Annotated in this window: 10 protein-coding genes; 8 read left to right on the forward strand and 2 right to left on the reverse strand. The window is 59.3% G+C overall.

Annotated features, from left to right (window positions below):
• Positions 1–170 precede the first annotated feature (170 nt).
• From O9255_RS14370 to O9255_RS14395, 6 genes are all read left to right on the forward strand, one after another.
• The gene (locus O9255_RS14370; RefSeq protein WP_297867558.1) at positions 171–1496 is read left to right on the forward strand and encodes a hypothetical protein; all 1326 of its coding nucleotides are present in this window, start codon (positions 171–173) and stop codon (positions 1494–1496) included.
• A gap of 314 nt (positions 1497–1810) precedes the next feature.
• On the forward strand, positions 1811–2056 hold the full coding sequence (locus O9255_RS14375; protein ID WP_297867559.1) for a DUF4258 domain-containing protein: 246 nt from the start codon (positions 1811–1813) through the stop codon (positions 2054–2056).
• Positions 2056–3909 carry an N-6 DNA methylase gene (locus O9255_RS14380; RefSeq protein ID WP_297867560.1) on the forward strand — a complete coding sequence of 618 codons (1854 nt, stop codon included), beginning with the start codon at positions 2056–2058 and terminating at the stop codon, positions 3907–3909. Before O9255_RS14375 ends, O9255_RS14380 begins: the two co-directional genes overlap by 1 nt.
• A gap of 19 nt (positions 3910–3928) precedes the next feature.
• On the forward strand, positions 3929–6307 hold the full coding sequence (locus O9255_RS14385) for a class I SAM-dependent DNA methyltransferase (RefSeq protein WP_297867561.1): 2379 nt from the start codon (positions 3929–3931) through the stop codon (positions 6305–6307).
• The gene (locus O9255_RS14390; protein ID WP_297867562.1) at positions 6307–7707 is read left to right on the forward strand and encodes a restriction endonuclease subunit S; all 1401 of its coding nucleotides are present in this window, start codon (positions 6307–6309) and stop codon (positions 7705–7707) included. Before O9255_RS14385 ends, O9255_RS14390 begins: the two co-directional genes overlap by 1 nt.
• Complete coding sequence (locus O9255_RS14395; RefSeq protein WP_297867563.1) at positions 7694–10762, forward strand: type I restriction endonuclease subunit R; 3069 nt, start codon at positions 7694–7696, stop codon at positions 10760–10762. The genes O9255_RS14390 and O9255_RS14395 overlap by 14 nt, the downstream gene beginning before the upstream one ends.
• Positions 10763–10906: 144 nt before the next feature.
• Here the strand turns inward: O9255_RS14395 and O9255_RS14400 are convergent, their stop codons facing one another.
• Positions 10907–11209 (reverse strand): hypothetical protein, encoded by a 303-nt coding sequence (locus tag O9255_RS14400; RefSeq protein WP_297867564.1) that lies wholly within the window; start codon positions 11207–11209, stop codon positions 10907–10909.
• Between the two features lies 1 nt (position 11210).
• Positions 11211–11630 (reverse strand): helix-turn-helix domain-containing protein, encoded by a 420-nt coding sequence (locus O9255_RS14405; protein WP_297867565.1) that lies wholly within the window; start codon positions 11628–11630, stop codon positions 11211–11213.
• A 464-nt stretch (positions 11631–12094) separates the two neighbouring features.
• On the opposite strand from O9255_RS14405, the gene O9255_RS14410 reads away from it, so the two are divergent.
• Positions 12095–14542 (forward strand): hypothetical protein, encoded by a 2448-nt coding sequence (locus O9255_RS14410; RefSeq protein ID WP_297867566.1) that lies wholly within the window; start codon positions 12095–12097, stop codon positions 14540–14542.
• A complete protein-coding gene (locus tag O9255_RS14415; protein ID WP_297867567.1) occupies positions 14539–15633 on the forward strand; it encodes an AAA family ATPase in 1095 nt (364 codons plus the stop codon). The genes O9255_RS14410 and O9255_RS14415 overlap by 4 nt, the downstream gene beginning before the upstream one ends.
• The last annotated feature ends 279 nt before the right edge of the window (positions 15634–15912 follow it).

Genomic DNA, 15912 nt, shown 5'->3' on the forward strand with positions numbered 1-15912 from the left:
ACGATTCCAACTCCTGGGGCGTCTTGTAACCCGCCGTCAGTTCGTCCAGCATCGCTTTCGATAACGCCATGTCGCTGCTCCTCGCGGGGTCAACCGCAGTCTCGCTCAAAGGGCAGTTACACAGTTCAAATTACAGACTCAAATCCTTTCGGGCTAATCGGACCCGACAGATGCTCGACAAACACGGGCCTCTTGCCGCCGCTGAGCGGATGGTTCTGAAACCACGGCCATCGAAGGGGTTCGAGGTCCTTGAAGAAGCGGGACTCAAGACGTTGAGCTTCGAGGCGATCATCGACCGGTTCCCTGAAGAATTCTCAGCCGAAGCAGTAGCCGCGGCGAGGGCCCGTCTTGGAAAAGCTCCTGAGGCTCACTCCGCCCCAAACACGGGCAATCACGCCATTGCCCCAACCTCTCGAGATGTTCAAGCACGTCGTGCAAGCACCAAGCCCGTGCTCGATGGATACGCGCTGAGCCTTCTTAGCGGATTCTCGAATCCAAATGCGCCTTATCGAACGCAATGGCTCCCCCGCTACCGGGCGGCGACCGAATCCATATCCCAGTCCATGGCCAGTGCCGAGCCAAAGGAAGCCTTCGATCTTCTTTGGATGAAGCAAGAGAACGGCGTCAGCAATGCTGGAAAGGGCATGCTCAGCTTTGAGGAAGTGGAGCGGCTACGCGACGACTTGCTACAGGTTCTCGAAGAGATTTACAGCGACGGGAGCCCTTCTTGCTTTGTTTCGATCATCGAGCGCCTTGAAGGTTGGAAAGAAGAGGGGAAGCTGAAGAAAGTCCCTCGGCTTCTCGTAGCCCGTGCGTTTGCAGGAATTCATCCCGACAGCTTTCATACGACGGTTGACACCAGCAGCCACAACGAAGCGCTGGATTGGTTCACAGCTCACACCGGATTCGAGCAACCGGAATCCACCGACTGGGCGAGCCGTGCGAAAGCCCTGACCGAGCACCTCGATCAACTGGAGCTGATCCCCAAGGACATTCACTTACGCAACGTCTTTCCTTGGTTCGTTGTCGATCAATTGAGGGCAACGAAGCCGCTCGTGCCCAAGCCTCCCGGATTTCGCCCACGCCCGACGTCGACCTACGCAGATCTCCCGGCCGAGAGGCGAAAGATCCTGCTGCGCCACAATCAACTGCAGGAAAAGCTCTACAACTTACTGGCTGCCGAGCACGGGCACGAAAACGTCTGGACGGAACAACCAACCGGTACAGGTGGATACGCCGATGCGCTAGTCCGCACACCGCGCCACCGGTACTTCTTGTATGAAATCAAGATCGGCAAGACGGCCGCTGACGTTGTGCGCCAGGCAATGGGCCAGCTTCTGGAGTACGGGTTCCGATCAAATGGACTGGAACCTGAGCGGCTCTTTGTTGTCGGGGAGCCCGATCTTGATGGCGAAACGCTGAGATTTCTCGGGAGGCTGAAGACCGACTTCAACCTCGATATCCAGTACCTGCAGGTGACATTGCCCGGAGACTGATCGACGAGACCCCCGAGGGGCGAAACCAAGGCTGGCCACCCCGCCATGCGCCGAGCCCTGTCTCAACCAACGCGACTCCGACGGAACAGGCTTGTGGCGTCACCTGGGCCGCACGGCGGCAACAACGCGGCAGCATCAGCCGGAGGTGAGGCCATGAACAGGCATCAACAAGGCGATCCAGCTGCTGGGGCCTAGTCGCCCCGAAAAGATAAACAAATCCTGAATTAGTACGAAAGTAATTCCCTACTGCATTGCCATGTCTTGTCTAAGGTGATTTACTAGGCCCACTACAGAGCGATGTACTGGGCACAGCAATGCACAAGACTCAACACCTCAAGCAACGGATGGCGCAACGCGGGGTCACCCAGGCGATGGTCGACTTGGTGGTTCGTTATGGGGACTTGGAAGGCGATCGGATGGTCCTGAGCCGCAAGGCATCCGAGGAGCTGATGAGGGAACTGCGCACTCTGGCCAAGATCCTCGACAAGGGCGGGCTGGTCGTCGTCTCCAGCGGCGGCACCCAGATCACCACATACAACTATCAGGGCCGGAACCACTAATGATGCTCAACGAGCACGCCGGCCAAGTACTGGCCCAAGTCCAGGCCCCATTTCGCTCATCATCCCTGAGGACGCAGGAAGCAGCACTACTCGCCTTTCAGCTACTGACATGGGCCCACATGTCCGCTGCGGGCAGGCTCTCGGAAAACGACACCCTCGACGCAGCGCTCGCTGGCGCAGAGGGCGGGTTCTCAGAGGCGCTCGGGCGTCTGGCACTGAGCAACGACTCCATTGGCCATGCCTTTGCCGATGCGCAGCGGCTTTGCCAGTACGCCGACCACAGTGCCCTCGCTGCCGCCTCACTCGCGGCCAAGCGACTGACCGCAGGTGGCATCTTCGAAAGGTTCTCGGCGGCGGCTATTGCATCGAATCTGCTGCAGGCCCATTCCGATCGCCTCTCTGTTCCGGTAGAGCTTGCCCACCTCATGGCAAGGGTCGCCGCCTCGAGTGGTGCAAGCTCCGTTTACCTTCCCTGGGAAGGTGGAGGACAGTTTCTCGCGGCCCTGATCGACTCAGAAGCCAGCGCCTATGTCGAAACACCACACGTTTCGTCAGTTCCCGCTCTTCTGAGCCAATTCCGCAGTGCGGAAACCAAGCTCGTCACGTCGAATCCGCTGTCATCGCCCAACGCGATCAAGGCGGGGCACCTTGAACGTTTCGACGCCACGCTCTCGTTCCCGCCGATGGGCCTTCCGATGCCGAACGACGATCTCGTTCTGCAAGATATCTACGGCCGGTTCCCCGTGAAAAAGGCGACTGCGACCGGCCTTATGATCCAGCACATCATCGCGCAAACCTCCGGCATCGCCGCCGTCGTTGTTCCAAACGGATTTATCTTCGGTCCGGGTAAGGACCGAGATGTTCGGGAACACCTCCTCTCCAAAGGTCTCGTGAAGGCGGTCATCGCACTTCCTTCAGGCATTCACCAGGCAACCAACATCGCGACCAGTCTCTTGGTCTTGGACACTCGGACCATCCACCGGGCGGTTGGGTTCGTAGATGCAACGAAAGCCAGCTTCCGCGACACAAGCGTGAAGGGGCGAACTACGCTCGGACGCGTTGAAGACATTGTCCGGTTTTGCTCGTCACTGGCGGGTACGCTTCTCGCAGAAAGCACGCCCGCAGTTAGCGAGGGATGGGCGACCGTGGTGCCTGTTGAGGCCATTCTCGAGAACGATGCCTCGCTTCAGGTCGATCGCTATGTGATCGCCGACGAGCAGCGCGAACTTCGCGCCCGGCTAGACGCTATCCCCACCGTAGATCTGGACAGCGTCGTCCAAGTGATCAATCCGATCCCCAATAAGGATCGCGGCGCCGACAACGACAACGCCGTCGATGTCCTCGAGGTAGGAGCTGCTGATCTTCCGGCGACGGGCTACATCTCTCATCCAGAGAAGCAGCTCAGGATCCAACTCTCTCCGCGACGATCTGGAGGGCACGACGATCCATACCTCCGGCCCTTCGACATCCTAATCGTCACAAAGGGCAGCGTTGGCAAGGTCGGAGTCGTGCCCCATGACGTCCCGCCCCCGGGTCCCGGCGGCTGGGTGGCTGGCCAATCGGCCGTCGTGCTTCGAAGCCGCACACCATCAGTGGACTCCCGCGCCCTAGGTTTGTGGCTCCGATCGCCCATGGGACAAATCCTGCTCTCGAGCATCGTCTCGGGCGCAACGATTCCAATGATTTCCTTGCAAGCGCTGAGGCAGGTCCGAATCCCGCTCCCCGCGCTTGAGGCACAAAGGAAAGCCGCCGAAGTATTGGACAACGAAGCCGAGATTCAGCGACAGATCGAATCGCTTCGTGCGAAGCAATTTGACTTGGCAACTCAGCTCTGGAACGAGCTTTTCAATTAACGGAATGAACGAAAAAGCCATGAAGCCGAAGCTCGACCAAAGCCAGATCAAGTGGATTTCTGACTTCATCTGGAACATCGCTGACGACCGGCTGCGCGATGTCTACGTGCGCGGCAAGTACCGCGACGTCATCCTGCCTTTCACCGTGCTGCGGCGGCTCGATGCCGTGCTCGAAGCCACCAAGGATGCGGTGCTGGAGCGCAAGAGGTTCCTCGACACCCACAAGGTGGCCGAGCAGGACGGCGCGTTGCGTATGGCGGCGGGTCAGGCCTTCTACAACGTCTCCGAATTCACGCTGGCCAAGCTGAAGGCCAGCGCGGCAGGGCAGCGCCTTCGCGATGACTTCATCGCGTATCTGGACGGCTTCTCGCCCAACGTGCAGGAGATCCTCACCAAGTTCAATTTCCGCAACCAGGTCCAGAAGCTGGTGGATTCCCACGTCCTGGGCTACCTGATCGACGACTTCCTCGACCCAGAGGTCAATCTCGCGCCGCTGCCCGTGAAGGATTCTGACGGCCGCATCAAGCTGCCCGCGCTGGACAACCACGGTATGGGCACGGTGTTCGAGGAGCTGATCCGCCGCTTCAACGAAGACAACAACGAAGAGGCAGGCGAACACTTCACCCCGCGCGACGTGGTGCAGCTCATGGCCAAGTTGCTGTTCCTGCCGGTGGCCGACCGGATCGAGTCCAGCACCTATTCGCTCTACGACGGCTCCTGCGGTACCGGCGGCATGCTCACCGTGGCCGAGGAAGCCTTGCACGAACTGGCAGAGGAACACGGCAAGGAAGTGTCCATCCACCTGTTCGGGCAGGAGATCAGCGACGAAACCTACGCCATCTGCAAGGCCGACCTGCTCTTGAAGGGCGAAGGGGCAGAGGCCGAGAACATCGTCGGCGGCGCGGACAGGTCCACCCTGTCCGCCGACCAGTTCCGCAGCCGCCAGTTCGATTTCATGATCTCCAACCCGCCCTACGGCAAGAGTTGGAAGACCGATCTGGATCGCATGGGTGGAAAGAAGGAATTCAACGACCCGCGCTTCATCGTCAGCCACGGGGGAAACAACGAGTTCAAGCTCATCACGCGCTCCAGCGACGGGCAGCTCATGTTCCTGGTGAACAAGCTGCAAAAGATGAAGCACAACACATCGCTGGGCAGCCGCATCGCGCTGGTGCATAACGGCTCGGCGCTGTTCACCGGCGACGCAGGCCAGGGCGAGAGCAACATCCGCCGCTGGGTGCTGGAGAACGACTGGCTCGAAGCCATCATCGCCCTTCCGCTCAACATCTTCTACAACACCGGCATCGCCACCTACATCTGGGTGCTGGCCAACAAGAAGACCGACGCGCGCCGTGGCAAAGTACAGTTGATCGACGCATCCCAGTGGTTCCAGCCGCTGCGCCGCAACCTCGGCAAGAAGAACTGCGAACTGGCTGACGCCGACATTGCCGGCATCCTCGACCTGTATCTGGGCGAGGCGCGGGAAACCGACAAGTCCAGATGGTTCGAGACCCAGGACTTCGGCTACTGGAAGATCACCGTCGAGCGCCCGCTGCGCCTGAAAAGCCAGCTCTCCGACGAACGCATCGAGCCCCTGCGGTTTGCCACCGGCGACGAGGCGCTTCGCGCCGAGATCTACGCCACCCACGGTGAGTCGCTCTACAGCGAGTTTGCCAAGCGCAAGCCAGCCATCGAGGCGTGGCTCAAGGGCGAGGACGAGAACGAAGACGACGACAGCGAAGACAGCGACAACAGTGATGACGGCGAAGCGACCACCACCCGCAAGGCCGTGCCCGCCAAGCGCCGCAAGAAGCTGCTCGATGGTTCGACTTGGCAGCGCGACAAGGGGCTGATGGAGGTGGCGAAGCGGGCGCAGCGGGCACTGGGCAGCTCCGTGTTTGACGACCACAATGAGTTCCGCACCCGCTTCGATGCTGCCCTGAAGGCGCAGGGCGACAGGCTCGGCGCGCCGGAGAAGAAGGCCATCTACAAGGCGGTGAGCTGGCGCGACGAAACCGCGCCGCCGGTCGTCGCCAAGCGCAGCAAGCTCAAGGCAGGGGAACACTTCGAGCCCGGCTTCGATGGCGCGCACCTGGAAACCGTGGGCAAGGATCGCTTCATGGTCGAGTACGAGCCCGACAGCGAGCTGCGCGATACCGAGCAGGTACCGTTGAAGAAGCCGGGCGGCATCGACGCTTTCTTCGCCCGCGAGGTGCTCCCGCATGCACCGGACGCCTGGATCGCCACGGACAAGACCCAGATCGGCTACGAGATTTCTTTCGCCCGCTTCTTCTATAGGCCCGCGCCGCTGCGCACGCTGGCGGAAATCCGCGCCGACATCATCGCGCTGGAGCAGCAGAGCGAGGGTTTGCTGCACAAGATCGTGGGAGGCGCGTAATGACGGTGGCGAGCGCTTACCCGAGTTACCGGCAGCCGAAGATGCGCTGGTTGCCCGCTGTTCCGGAGCACTGGAACGAGCAACGCGCCAAAACCTTCTTCCGCGAGGTGGATGAGCGCTCGAAGACCGGACAGGAGGAACTGCTGTCGGTGTCTCACCTCACCGGCGTTACTCCGCGCAGCCAGAAGAAGGTCACGATGTTCAAGGCTGCGAGCTACGTTGGTTCCAAGCTGTGCCGCCCCGGTGACATTGTTATCAACACGCTGTGGGCGTGGATGGCAGCGCTTGGCGCGAGCAGGCACGTGGGTATCGTGAGTCCCGCCTATGGCGTGTACCGCCCACACCACGCCGACAGCTTCAACCCGGCGTATCTCGATTACCTGTTGCGAACCCGCGCCTATGTGGCCGAATACATCGGGCGCTCGACCGGCATCCGCGCTTCGCGCCTGCGCCTCTATCCGAACCAGTTCCTCGACATTTCGCTAGTCCAACCGCCGCGCCCTGAGCAAGACCAGATCGTCGCTTACCTGCGCGCGCAGGACGCGCACATCGCCCGCTTCATCAAGGCCAAACGGGACCTGATCAAGCTGCTGACCGAGCAGAAGCTGCGCATCATCGACCACGCCATCACGCGCGGCCTTGACGCATCGGTGGCGTTGAAGCCATCCGGCATCGAATGGCTGGGCGAGATGCCGGAGCATTGGAAAGCTCTCAAGCTCAAGTTCGCTGCGAAGCGAATCGTTGGAGGCTCGACGCCGAAAAGCGACGAATCGTCCTATTGGGATGGCGGCATCGTCTGGGTGACGCCACGCGACATCAGCAAAACCGATTCCTTGCACACGTCGCTACGAACCATCTCGGCCGCTGGCTTGCAGTCCTGTGCATCCACGCTTGTACCCCCCGGAAGCATCGTCATCGCCTCACGCGCGCCGGTTGGCAACGTTGCCATTGCGCGAGTTGAGCTTTGCACAAATCAGGGTTGCAAGGCCGTCGTACCAGCACCGGATATCGCTATCAGCGATTACCTTTTCCTTTTGTTGCTTCGCATGAAGGAACGGCTTCAGGTTCTCGCAAACGGCACGACGTTTTCGGAGATCGGCACGTGGGTGCTTGCCAACGAGTCCATTCCAGTTCCGCCGGTCGAAGAGCAGCAATCCATCTGCCGCTGGATTTCCAATGAGTGCCAGCCGCTGGACGATGCCATCGCCCGCACGGAAGACGAGATCAAGCTGATCCGCGAATACCGCGACCGCCTGATTGCCGATGTGGTCACCGGCCAAGTGGACGTGCGGGGCTGGCAGCCCGGCCTGGAGGACGTGGTGGACGACGCGGCGCTGGCCGCGCTGGGCGATGACCCAGATGACGTGACCGAAGAGGAGGATGGCGATGGCGAAGACTGACACCAGCGAACGCTGGTTCGAGGCGCGCGTGGTGCGTGGCCTGACCGGCGTGCCGCAGCCTGAGTACACCCACGCGCTAGCTCCCACGGACTTCGCTGCCACCCACAACGGCTACGTGCAGGGCAAGCCCACCGACTACAACCGCGATGTCGCGCTGGATGTGGCGCAGTTGCTGGCCTTTTTGCAGGCCACCCAGCCAAAGGCGGTGGAGACACTGGAGCTGGCGGGGGATGGCATCAAGCGCACCCAGTTCCTTCACCGCCTGCAAGGCGAGATCACCAAGCGCGGCGTGGTGGACGTGCTGCGCAAGGGCGTGAGCCACGGGCCGGTACACGTCGATCTCTACAAGCTGCTGCCGACACCGGGCAATGCCGCCGCAGCCGATGCCTTCGGAAAGAACATCTTCAGCGTCACGCGGCAGGTGCGTTACAGCAACGAATCCGGCAATGAACTGGACCTGGTGATCTTCATCAACGGCCTGCCAGTGCTGACCTTCGAGTTGAAGAACTCGTTGACCAAACAGACCCTGGCCGACGCCATCGTCCAATACCAGACCACGCGCAGCCCGCAGGAGCTGCTGTTTCAGCCGTGTCGTTGCATTGCGCACGTCGCGGTCGACGACGCCGGTGCAGCGTTCTGTACCGAGCTCAAAGGCAAGGAGTCGTGGTTCCTGCCGTTCAACCAGGGCTGGAACAGCGGTGCGGGCAATCCGCCCAACCCGGATGGCCTGAAGACCGACTACGTGTGGAAGCAAGTGCTGACCCGCGAATCGCTGGCCAACATCATTGAAAGCTACGCGCAGGTCGTGGAAGAGGAGGAGGAGGACGCTGGCGGCAAGAAACGCAAGAAGCGCAAGCAGATCTTTCCGCGCTTTCATCAGTTGCGGACGGTGCGCGCCCTGCTGCGCCGCGCTCACGTCGACGGGGTGGGTCAGCGCTATCTTGTTCAGCATTCGGCAGGAAGCGGCAAGAGCAACACGATTGCCTGGCTGGCTCACCAATTGGTGGAGTTGCGCCGCAAGGACGACCCACTCACGGCTCAGTTCGATTCCATCATTGTCATCACCGACCGGCGCGCACTGGACACACAGATCGCCCGAACCATCAAGGGTTATGACCACGTGGCGTCGATCTTCGGTCACTCCGACAACGCGCAGGAGCTGCGCGATTACCTTCGCCGGGGCAAGAAGATCATCGTCACCACGGTACAGAAGTTCCCTTTCATCCTCGATGAACTGGGCGACCTTTCCAGCAAGAGCTTCGCCTTGCTGATCGACGAGGCGCATTCCAGCCAAGGCGGCAAGACCACGGCACGGATGCACGAAGCCCTTGGCGGAAAGGCGGAAGAAGAGGAGTTCGAGGAGGACAGCACGCAGGATGCAGTCAATGCCGAGATCGAGAAGCGCATCGCCTCACGCAAGCTGCTGGCCAACGCCAGCTACTTTGCGTTCACCGCTACGCCAAAGAACAAGACGCTGGAGTTGTTTGGCGAGAAAACCCTCGTGGGCGACAAGGTTCATTTCCGCTCGCCCGAAGAGCTGACTTACACCACCAAGCAGGCCATCGAGGAGAAGTTCATCCTCAACGTAGTGGAGAACTACACCCCCTACGACAGCTTCTACCAAGTGGCCAAGACGGTGGCGGATGATCCAGAATTCGACAAGGTAAAAGCGCTGAAGAAGATTCGCCACTACGTCGAATCGAACGACAAGGCCATCCGTCGCAAGGCCGAGATCATGGTCGATCACTTCATCGCGCAGGTGGCTGGCAAGCAGAAGGTCGGCGGCAAGGCGCGGGCGATGATCGTATGCAACTGCATCTCGCGGGCCATCGACTACTGGCGCGAGGTTTCTGAATACCTCACCCAGATCAAGAGCCCATACAAGGCCATCGTGGCGTACTCCGGCGACTTCGAGATTGGCGGGCAGAAGAAGACCGAGGCCGATCTCAACGGGCTTCCTAGCAAGGACATTCCGGCCAAGCTCAAGCAAGATCCGTATCGATTCCTGATCGTTGCCAACAAGTTCGTTACCGGCTTCGACGAACCCTTGCTGCACACGATGTACGAGGACAAGCCGCTGGCGGGCGTACTCGCGGTGCAGACCTTGTCACGCTTGAATCGGGCGCATCCAAAAAAGCACGACACCTTTGTGCTCGACTTCGCCGACAACGCCGAGGCAGTGAAGGCTGCGTTCCAGGATTACTACCGTGCGACCATCCAGACGGGCGAAACCGACGCCAACAAACTGCACGACCTGAAGGCCGAGATCGACGGGCAGCAGGTTTACAGCTGGCAACAGGTTGAAGACTTGGTGGCGCTGTACTTGAGCGGCGCAGACCGCGACAAGCTCGACCCGATCCTCGATGCATGCGTGATTGAGTACGCAGACAATCTCGGCGAAGACGATCAGGTCAAGTTCAAGGGTAAGGCAAAGGCCTTCGTCCGCAGCTACGGTTTCCTCGCGGCGATCCTGAGTTACGGCCATCCAACGTGGGAGAAGCTGTCGATCTTCCTGAACTTTCTGATTCCCAAGCTACCCGCGCCCAAGGAGGAAGACCTCTCCAAGGGAGTGCTGGAGACCATTGACATGGACAGCTACCGTGTGGAGGCAAAGGCTGCGCTGAAGATGGCGATGGACGACACCGATGCGACGGTCGAACCGGTGCCGACGGCGAGCGGATCGGGAAAGGGCGAAGCCGACATCGACAAGCTGTCTGCGATCATCAAGACCTTCAACGATCTCTTCGGCAACATCGAGTGGAAGGACGAGGACAAGATCCGCAAGGTCATCGCCGAGGAGATCCCAGCGCGCGTCGCTCAGGACAAGGCTTACCAAAACGCTCAAGCGAACTCCGACAAGCAGAACGCCAAGCTGGAGCATGACAAGGCTCTCAACCGCGTGGTGCTGGAGTTGCTGTCGGACCACACCGAGCTCTTCAAGCAGTTCAGCGATAACCCCAACTTCAAGCGCTGGCTGACCGATATGGTTTTTGACGCGACCTATCAGGTGCCGCCGTCTCAGCAAGACAGCCCAAGCACCCGGCCGTCGCTTTGAATTCTTGAGGCCGCACCGGGAACGACACCGGGCCACCACGATTACTCGGCAAAAGGAATGGTTGGCCCGCCCAGGTTCTGTCCCAGGCCTAGGAGTCGGTGTCTGTCGAACTTCTGCTCGGCGGCCGAAGCGTGCGTCCAGCGATCAGACTGATCGCGACCTTCGGATTCGGGCACCAATCCGATCCCGATACCATGCACCGATAATCGACGTAGCGATCGCAAACCCGTAGGGCAGCAGGCCGCCGTCAGCGGGAATGACAAGGACGAGTGCAAGCACGGCTGGGCCAAGGAGGATCAGGAAGGTCCCAAAACGCTGCTTTTGGAGAAGGTCGCGATGAATACGGTCGACCTGGCGCTGCCGCCGTTCTTTAGCGATCAAACGGCGGATCGCACGATCGCTGACGGCGCGGAGTTCGGCGAGCAGTTTCTCTGGAGCGGAGCCCACGTCAGGCAGCCCTCGGCAGAACAGCCTTCAAGGCGCTTACGAAGTCGGCCTTACCGCCCGTTGCAACCAGAAGGAAGGCAATGCGCATGTAGCCATCCTTGATGTCCTTGCTGGCAAGTTCTGGATACTCCCGCGCCCAGTCTTCGATGATCCGGGCACATTCAAGAACTTGGTCAAATCCCGACTGAGTACTGGGAGGCACCATCGCAGCGCGCCCGGTCATCATCCAAAGGACATCCGCCCCAAGCTCGTCCAATCGGACAACCACAGAAACCTGGGGCTCGGTGCGGCCCGCCTCGTAGTTGCGATAGGTCGCAGGCGGGAGACCCAGTGCGGCCGCCAACTCCAACTGGGACATGCCCAAGCGCACGCGCTCTGAACGCAACCGCGAGGCGAAGGAGTCGGGCAAGGCGCTTGACATGGCGACAATTATATTCAATTTTAGGCATCGCGTGGGGCCCATCACCCCGGAGGGCAGTGCGATGAGCCGAAACGAGCTCCGAGAGTCCTTCCGCTCTCGCGGGGAGTCCATTCGAGACTGGGCCGCTCGACACAACTTCGAACCAGGGCTTGTCTACGCCGTCATCTCTGGGCGAATCCGCGGCGATCGGGGCAAAGCGCACTACGTTGCCGTTGCCCTCGGACTGAAGCCGCCGGCCACCCCCGCCCCCCATCGAGATCAGGAATCCGATCTGGAGGCACCAATGACCTAGGCCCAAGACATCCATTGGGCGAAAAAAAGCCCTGCTGGCTAGAGCAGGGCTTTTGGGTGCGGCCTTCACGCGGACACGCTTGGCCGATATCAGTCTCGCCCCCCTTTTTTCCACTGTCAACTCGCTCCTTCGGGAGCGAGCGGGCGGCGTTTATTCCGGGACTGGCGAGAACATGAACGAAGCCGGCTTACGTGAACACCTCAACCGCCTTGGCCTGCCCGAGAACGGTGTCACCTACGTGGTCAATGCAGCACTCAGTGGGCCTGCGCGGACGGTGTTCCACTCAAATGCGAAAGCATTCTCGGGGCAACTGCCGAGCGACATACCAACTGTACTGAAAGACTTGCCTTCGTCTTATCGAGTCCAGTTCTCGGCCTTCAGCACCGAGTTTGCATTCTTTTCGCTTGAGAGCTGGAAAGGCGACGCACTACTGATTCTCGATCAGCCCAGCGCTGTCCCCCTGACCATCATTAACGCACGGGGAAAGACTCAACGAATCACCTACACAGCCGACTATCTGCTCGTTCGTGACTCGATCGTTGAAGTTGTGGAGTGCAAGACGGTTGAGGAACTTCGAAAGCTTTGCTCTAAGAAGAGTGGCCAGTGGGTCGAGACAGAATCAGGATTCACCAATCCCCCGGCAGAAGCCTTTTTCCGATCCCTTGGCATTGCGTATCGGATTGTTACCGACATCGATCTCCCATCGCTGCTCGTTCAAAACTGCATTCTTCTACGAAGCTCCTCGAGAAATGCAGAGCCCACGGACGAGAAGAGATTGATCCAGATAACGTCATACGTGGCGAACTCTGCACCTTGCAGCATCGATCAAGTCCGACGGCACTTCGACCTCGATAGTGCTGCTCCAATCCTGCAGTGCATAGATCGCAGGATGATTTGGGCGGACTTGAGGTCTGTACGCCTTGCGAACAGCGCATCAAGAATTTTCTGCAGCGCAGAGGCGCAAGCTATTCAAATCGGCCAGGCGATCAGAGCGCTAGACGAAGCGGCCGTTTCTGGCGAAGTGCTCCCCTACTCTGAGCTGTGCCATCCAAAGCATTTCGCAGAGATGGCCCTGCGACTGGCATTCGTCAACGGCGAGGTACCGGAATCTTCCGAACCAGCGCCGACAGATCGGACCATCAGGAATTGGAAGGCGGCGTACGCCGAAAAAGGCATCCATGGGCTCATGCCTAAGTGGCATCTCAGCGGGACGCGAGGCCCTCGGATCATTGAATGGCAGTCCGAAGTCATCGATAAGGCAATTGAAAAAGGCCTATCAGGCACCAAATCCCCGACCTGCGTTTCAATCTACGAGGGGAGCTACAAGTCCGAGCTTGAGAAGGAAGCATCCACGCGCGGCGAACCTGCTAGGCCAGTATCGAGATCGCACTTCGCCGCCCTGTGGAGATCGCGACAAAGAGACGTTCGGCTCGCGAGGACGCGCGGCGGCAATCGCCTCGCGAACTCTGTCGCGCCGTACACACCAGTCCCCAAGCGAAGAGAGAAGGCAAGCTTTCCCTTTGCCCTCGCGCATGTCGATCACTGCGTACTTCCCATCAAGATGAAGGGGCGGGGAAAGGATACCGCCAGGATCAAGAGGGCAATCCTCACCCTAATCATTGACGCCTATTCGGACGAGCCCTTGGCTTGGAGCGTGTCGTTCAATCCCGCTTCGAGCAGAGCGACCTTGCTCTGCCTTCGGCAGTGCGCGAGGCGCTACTGTCGAGTACCTGCGCTCCTCTTGACGGACGGGGGGGCTGACTTCAAAGGAAACGTCTTCGCCGAATCACTGGCTGGTCTCGGCGTGGGATGGATCAAGCGCCCCTCAGCCTCTGGCCGAGCCGGGCAACCGGTCGAGCGCCCTTTCAACACCGTATCGATGTCTGCATGCCGTGGATTCACGGGATACGTAGAGAAGATTCTCAACCGACGCGGCATCGATCGGAAGTTCGATCCAGTCAATCAGCCCGGACGGTGCATGTCGGACCTCCGCGCAACGCTCTCAGACCTACTCGACCATGTACTTCCGGAGTCACCAGGGACACATGGAGAAGCGTCACCAAGGAAGATGCGCGAGACCTTTGAAGCGACGTATGGGAAGCAAGGAGTTGCAGTTGACCCCAAGAGCATGAAGTTCGCGATCCTCACATCAGTTCCGCTCGATATCGACTCGGAGACAACAGACCAAGGGGCTATTCGCTTCAACAAGCGGCGCTACTTCTCCGGCGAGCTTACTTCCTACAAGCACTCAACCACCTTGCTTGAACCTCGTATCGACTCCGAGGACGACTCGATCATCTACTTCGCGATCAATGGCGCATGGCATTGCGCGCACAGCAGCGATCGAATTTCTCGCACGGGAATTGACCTTCAATTGCTGATCGACGATTGGTCCATCACCACAGATGGCGAGGATACGAGAAACATCGCGAAAGCAATGGCTAGTCGCCAGGCGAAGAGAACGGCAATCGAAGAAGAGGAAGCAAAGAAGCCGAAGCCGGCATTGCCAAACCCCACTTCACAGGAACCCGATGAAGAACCTGAGATCGATTTGCCAAACGAGGAGGCCGGCGAACCCTTCAAGAGCGTCTCGGAACTCCTGAATGGAGATATCTGGTGACCCTCACGCCATTCGCCGAGTATCTGCTGTCCCAGAGACCCAACCTTACCGACGAGATTGTCCACCCGCGATTCCAGTTGGCCACCAAAGAAGCCATGCGCTACGCCTCGTTGGCGAGTGGTGGGACGATCCTGCTCATCACTGGTGCGTCTGGATCTGGAAAGTCAACCCTGTTGAGGGTCATGACACGATTCTTTACCGAGAAGGTGTTCAAGGACGTTGATGACACTCAACTTCCCCTCATCGGCATGACAGCGGGGACATCAAATGACGGCAAAGTCCGAATGAAGTATGTGCTCAACGCTCTCCTTTCCGACCTTGGACACCCCTCCTTTGACCAAAGAAAAATTGAGATCGCCGGTGGATATCGACCGATAACTCGCACCGACGAATCATCGCAGCTTTCAATGGTTCGGCACGGGCTTAACGTCAACAAGACCCGCATCTTGCTCATCGACGAAGCCCAATTCCTTACAGAGAATCGAAACCCGGACCTGAGAGGCGGAATTCTTGAGTCGATGAAAAGCCTCGTCACTTCATCAACAGACCTAGTTCTGTGTGGCGGATTCAGTCTTCTAGTCGAGCTTGATTCACTTAAGGCGCATCTCGCATCCCGCGTCATCACTATCGTTGTTGATCGATATCGGGAGACAGACAGTGATCTTGTCGCGTGGCGCAAGATCGTCGCCGCCATCTCAAAGTCTCCGAAGATCAGGCTCAGGGATCCGGACGTCCTCATAAGGAATTCCGAACAGCTCTTGGTCGAAACTCTCGGCGTGATTGGTGTTCTAGAGCGTCGCGTTTTGCAAATGGCGATGTCAGGTCCACTTGTTACTCAGAATTCGATCACCGCCACGCGACCGAGCAAGAAGAAGATCGCGATCATGCAAGCAGATATTCATCTTGGCGAAAGTCATCTTGCGGATGTGTACATATCGACGAGGCCCAAAGGCGCAGATTCGGCCGCCCCGGCGGATGGCGAGCGGCCCAAGCGAGGAGGACAAGAACGAGAGGTCAAGAAACCTCGAAAGACTAGACATCCGCCATTCCACAGAAACGCAACGCGATCCGTTCCGAAGGTCAATGCTTGATGGATCGCTTTCTATTCCCGCTGCTTCCTGAGGGGCGAATGACTGAACACATTGAGTCATTCGCCTCGTACTTCGGCCGACTCGCCCATGTTCATGGCCTTAGCCGAGCACAGCTCACCAGGACCGTCGCGGCATGGACGAGTCTGTAACGTCAACTGTGTAACTGCCCTTTGAGCGAGACTGCGGGTGACCCCGCGAGGAGCAGCGACATGGCGTTATCGAAAGCGATGCTGGACGAGCTGACGGCGGGATACAAGACGCCGCAGGAGCTGGAGGGTC

It is taken from the genome of Silanimonas sp., assembly GCF_027530345.1.
Taxonomy (GTDB): domain Bacteria; phylum Pseudomonadota; class Gammaproteobacteria; order Xanthomonadales; family Xanthomonadaceae; genus Silanimonas.

Coding starts and splice junctions, on each gene's coding strand:
- O9255_RS14390 (WP_297867562.1), top strand. CDS start 6,307: ATGACGGTGGCGAGCGCTTACCCGAGTTACCGGCAGCCGAAGATGCGC.
- O9255_RS14395 (WP_297867563.1), top strand. CDS start 7,694: ATGGCGAAGACTGACACCAGCGAACGCTGGTTCGAGGCGCGCGTGGTG.
- O9255_RS14375 (WP_297867559.1), top strand. CDS start 1,811: ATGCACAAGACTCAACACCTCAAGCAACGGATGGCGCAACGCGGGGTC.
- O9255_RS14410 (WP_297867566.1), top strand. CDS start 12,095: ATGAACGAAGCCGGCTTACGTGAACACCTCAACCGCCTTGGCCTGCCC.
- O9255_RS14405 (WP_297867565.1), bottom strand. CDS start 11,630: ATGTCAAGCGCCTTGCCCGACTCCTTCGCCTCGCGGTTGCGTTCAGAG.
- O9255_RS14370 (WP_297867558.1), top strand. CDS start 171: ATGCTCGACAAACACGGGCCTCTTGCCGCCGCTGAGCGGATGGTTCTG.
- O9255_RS14380 (WP_297867560.1), top strand. CDS start 2,056: ATGATGCTCAACGAGCACGCCGGCCAAGTACTGGCCCAAGTCCAGGCC.
- O9255_RS14385 (WP_297867561.1), top strand. CDS start 3,929: ATGAAGCCGAAGCTCGACCAAAGCCAGATCAAGTGGATTTCTGACTTC.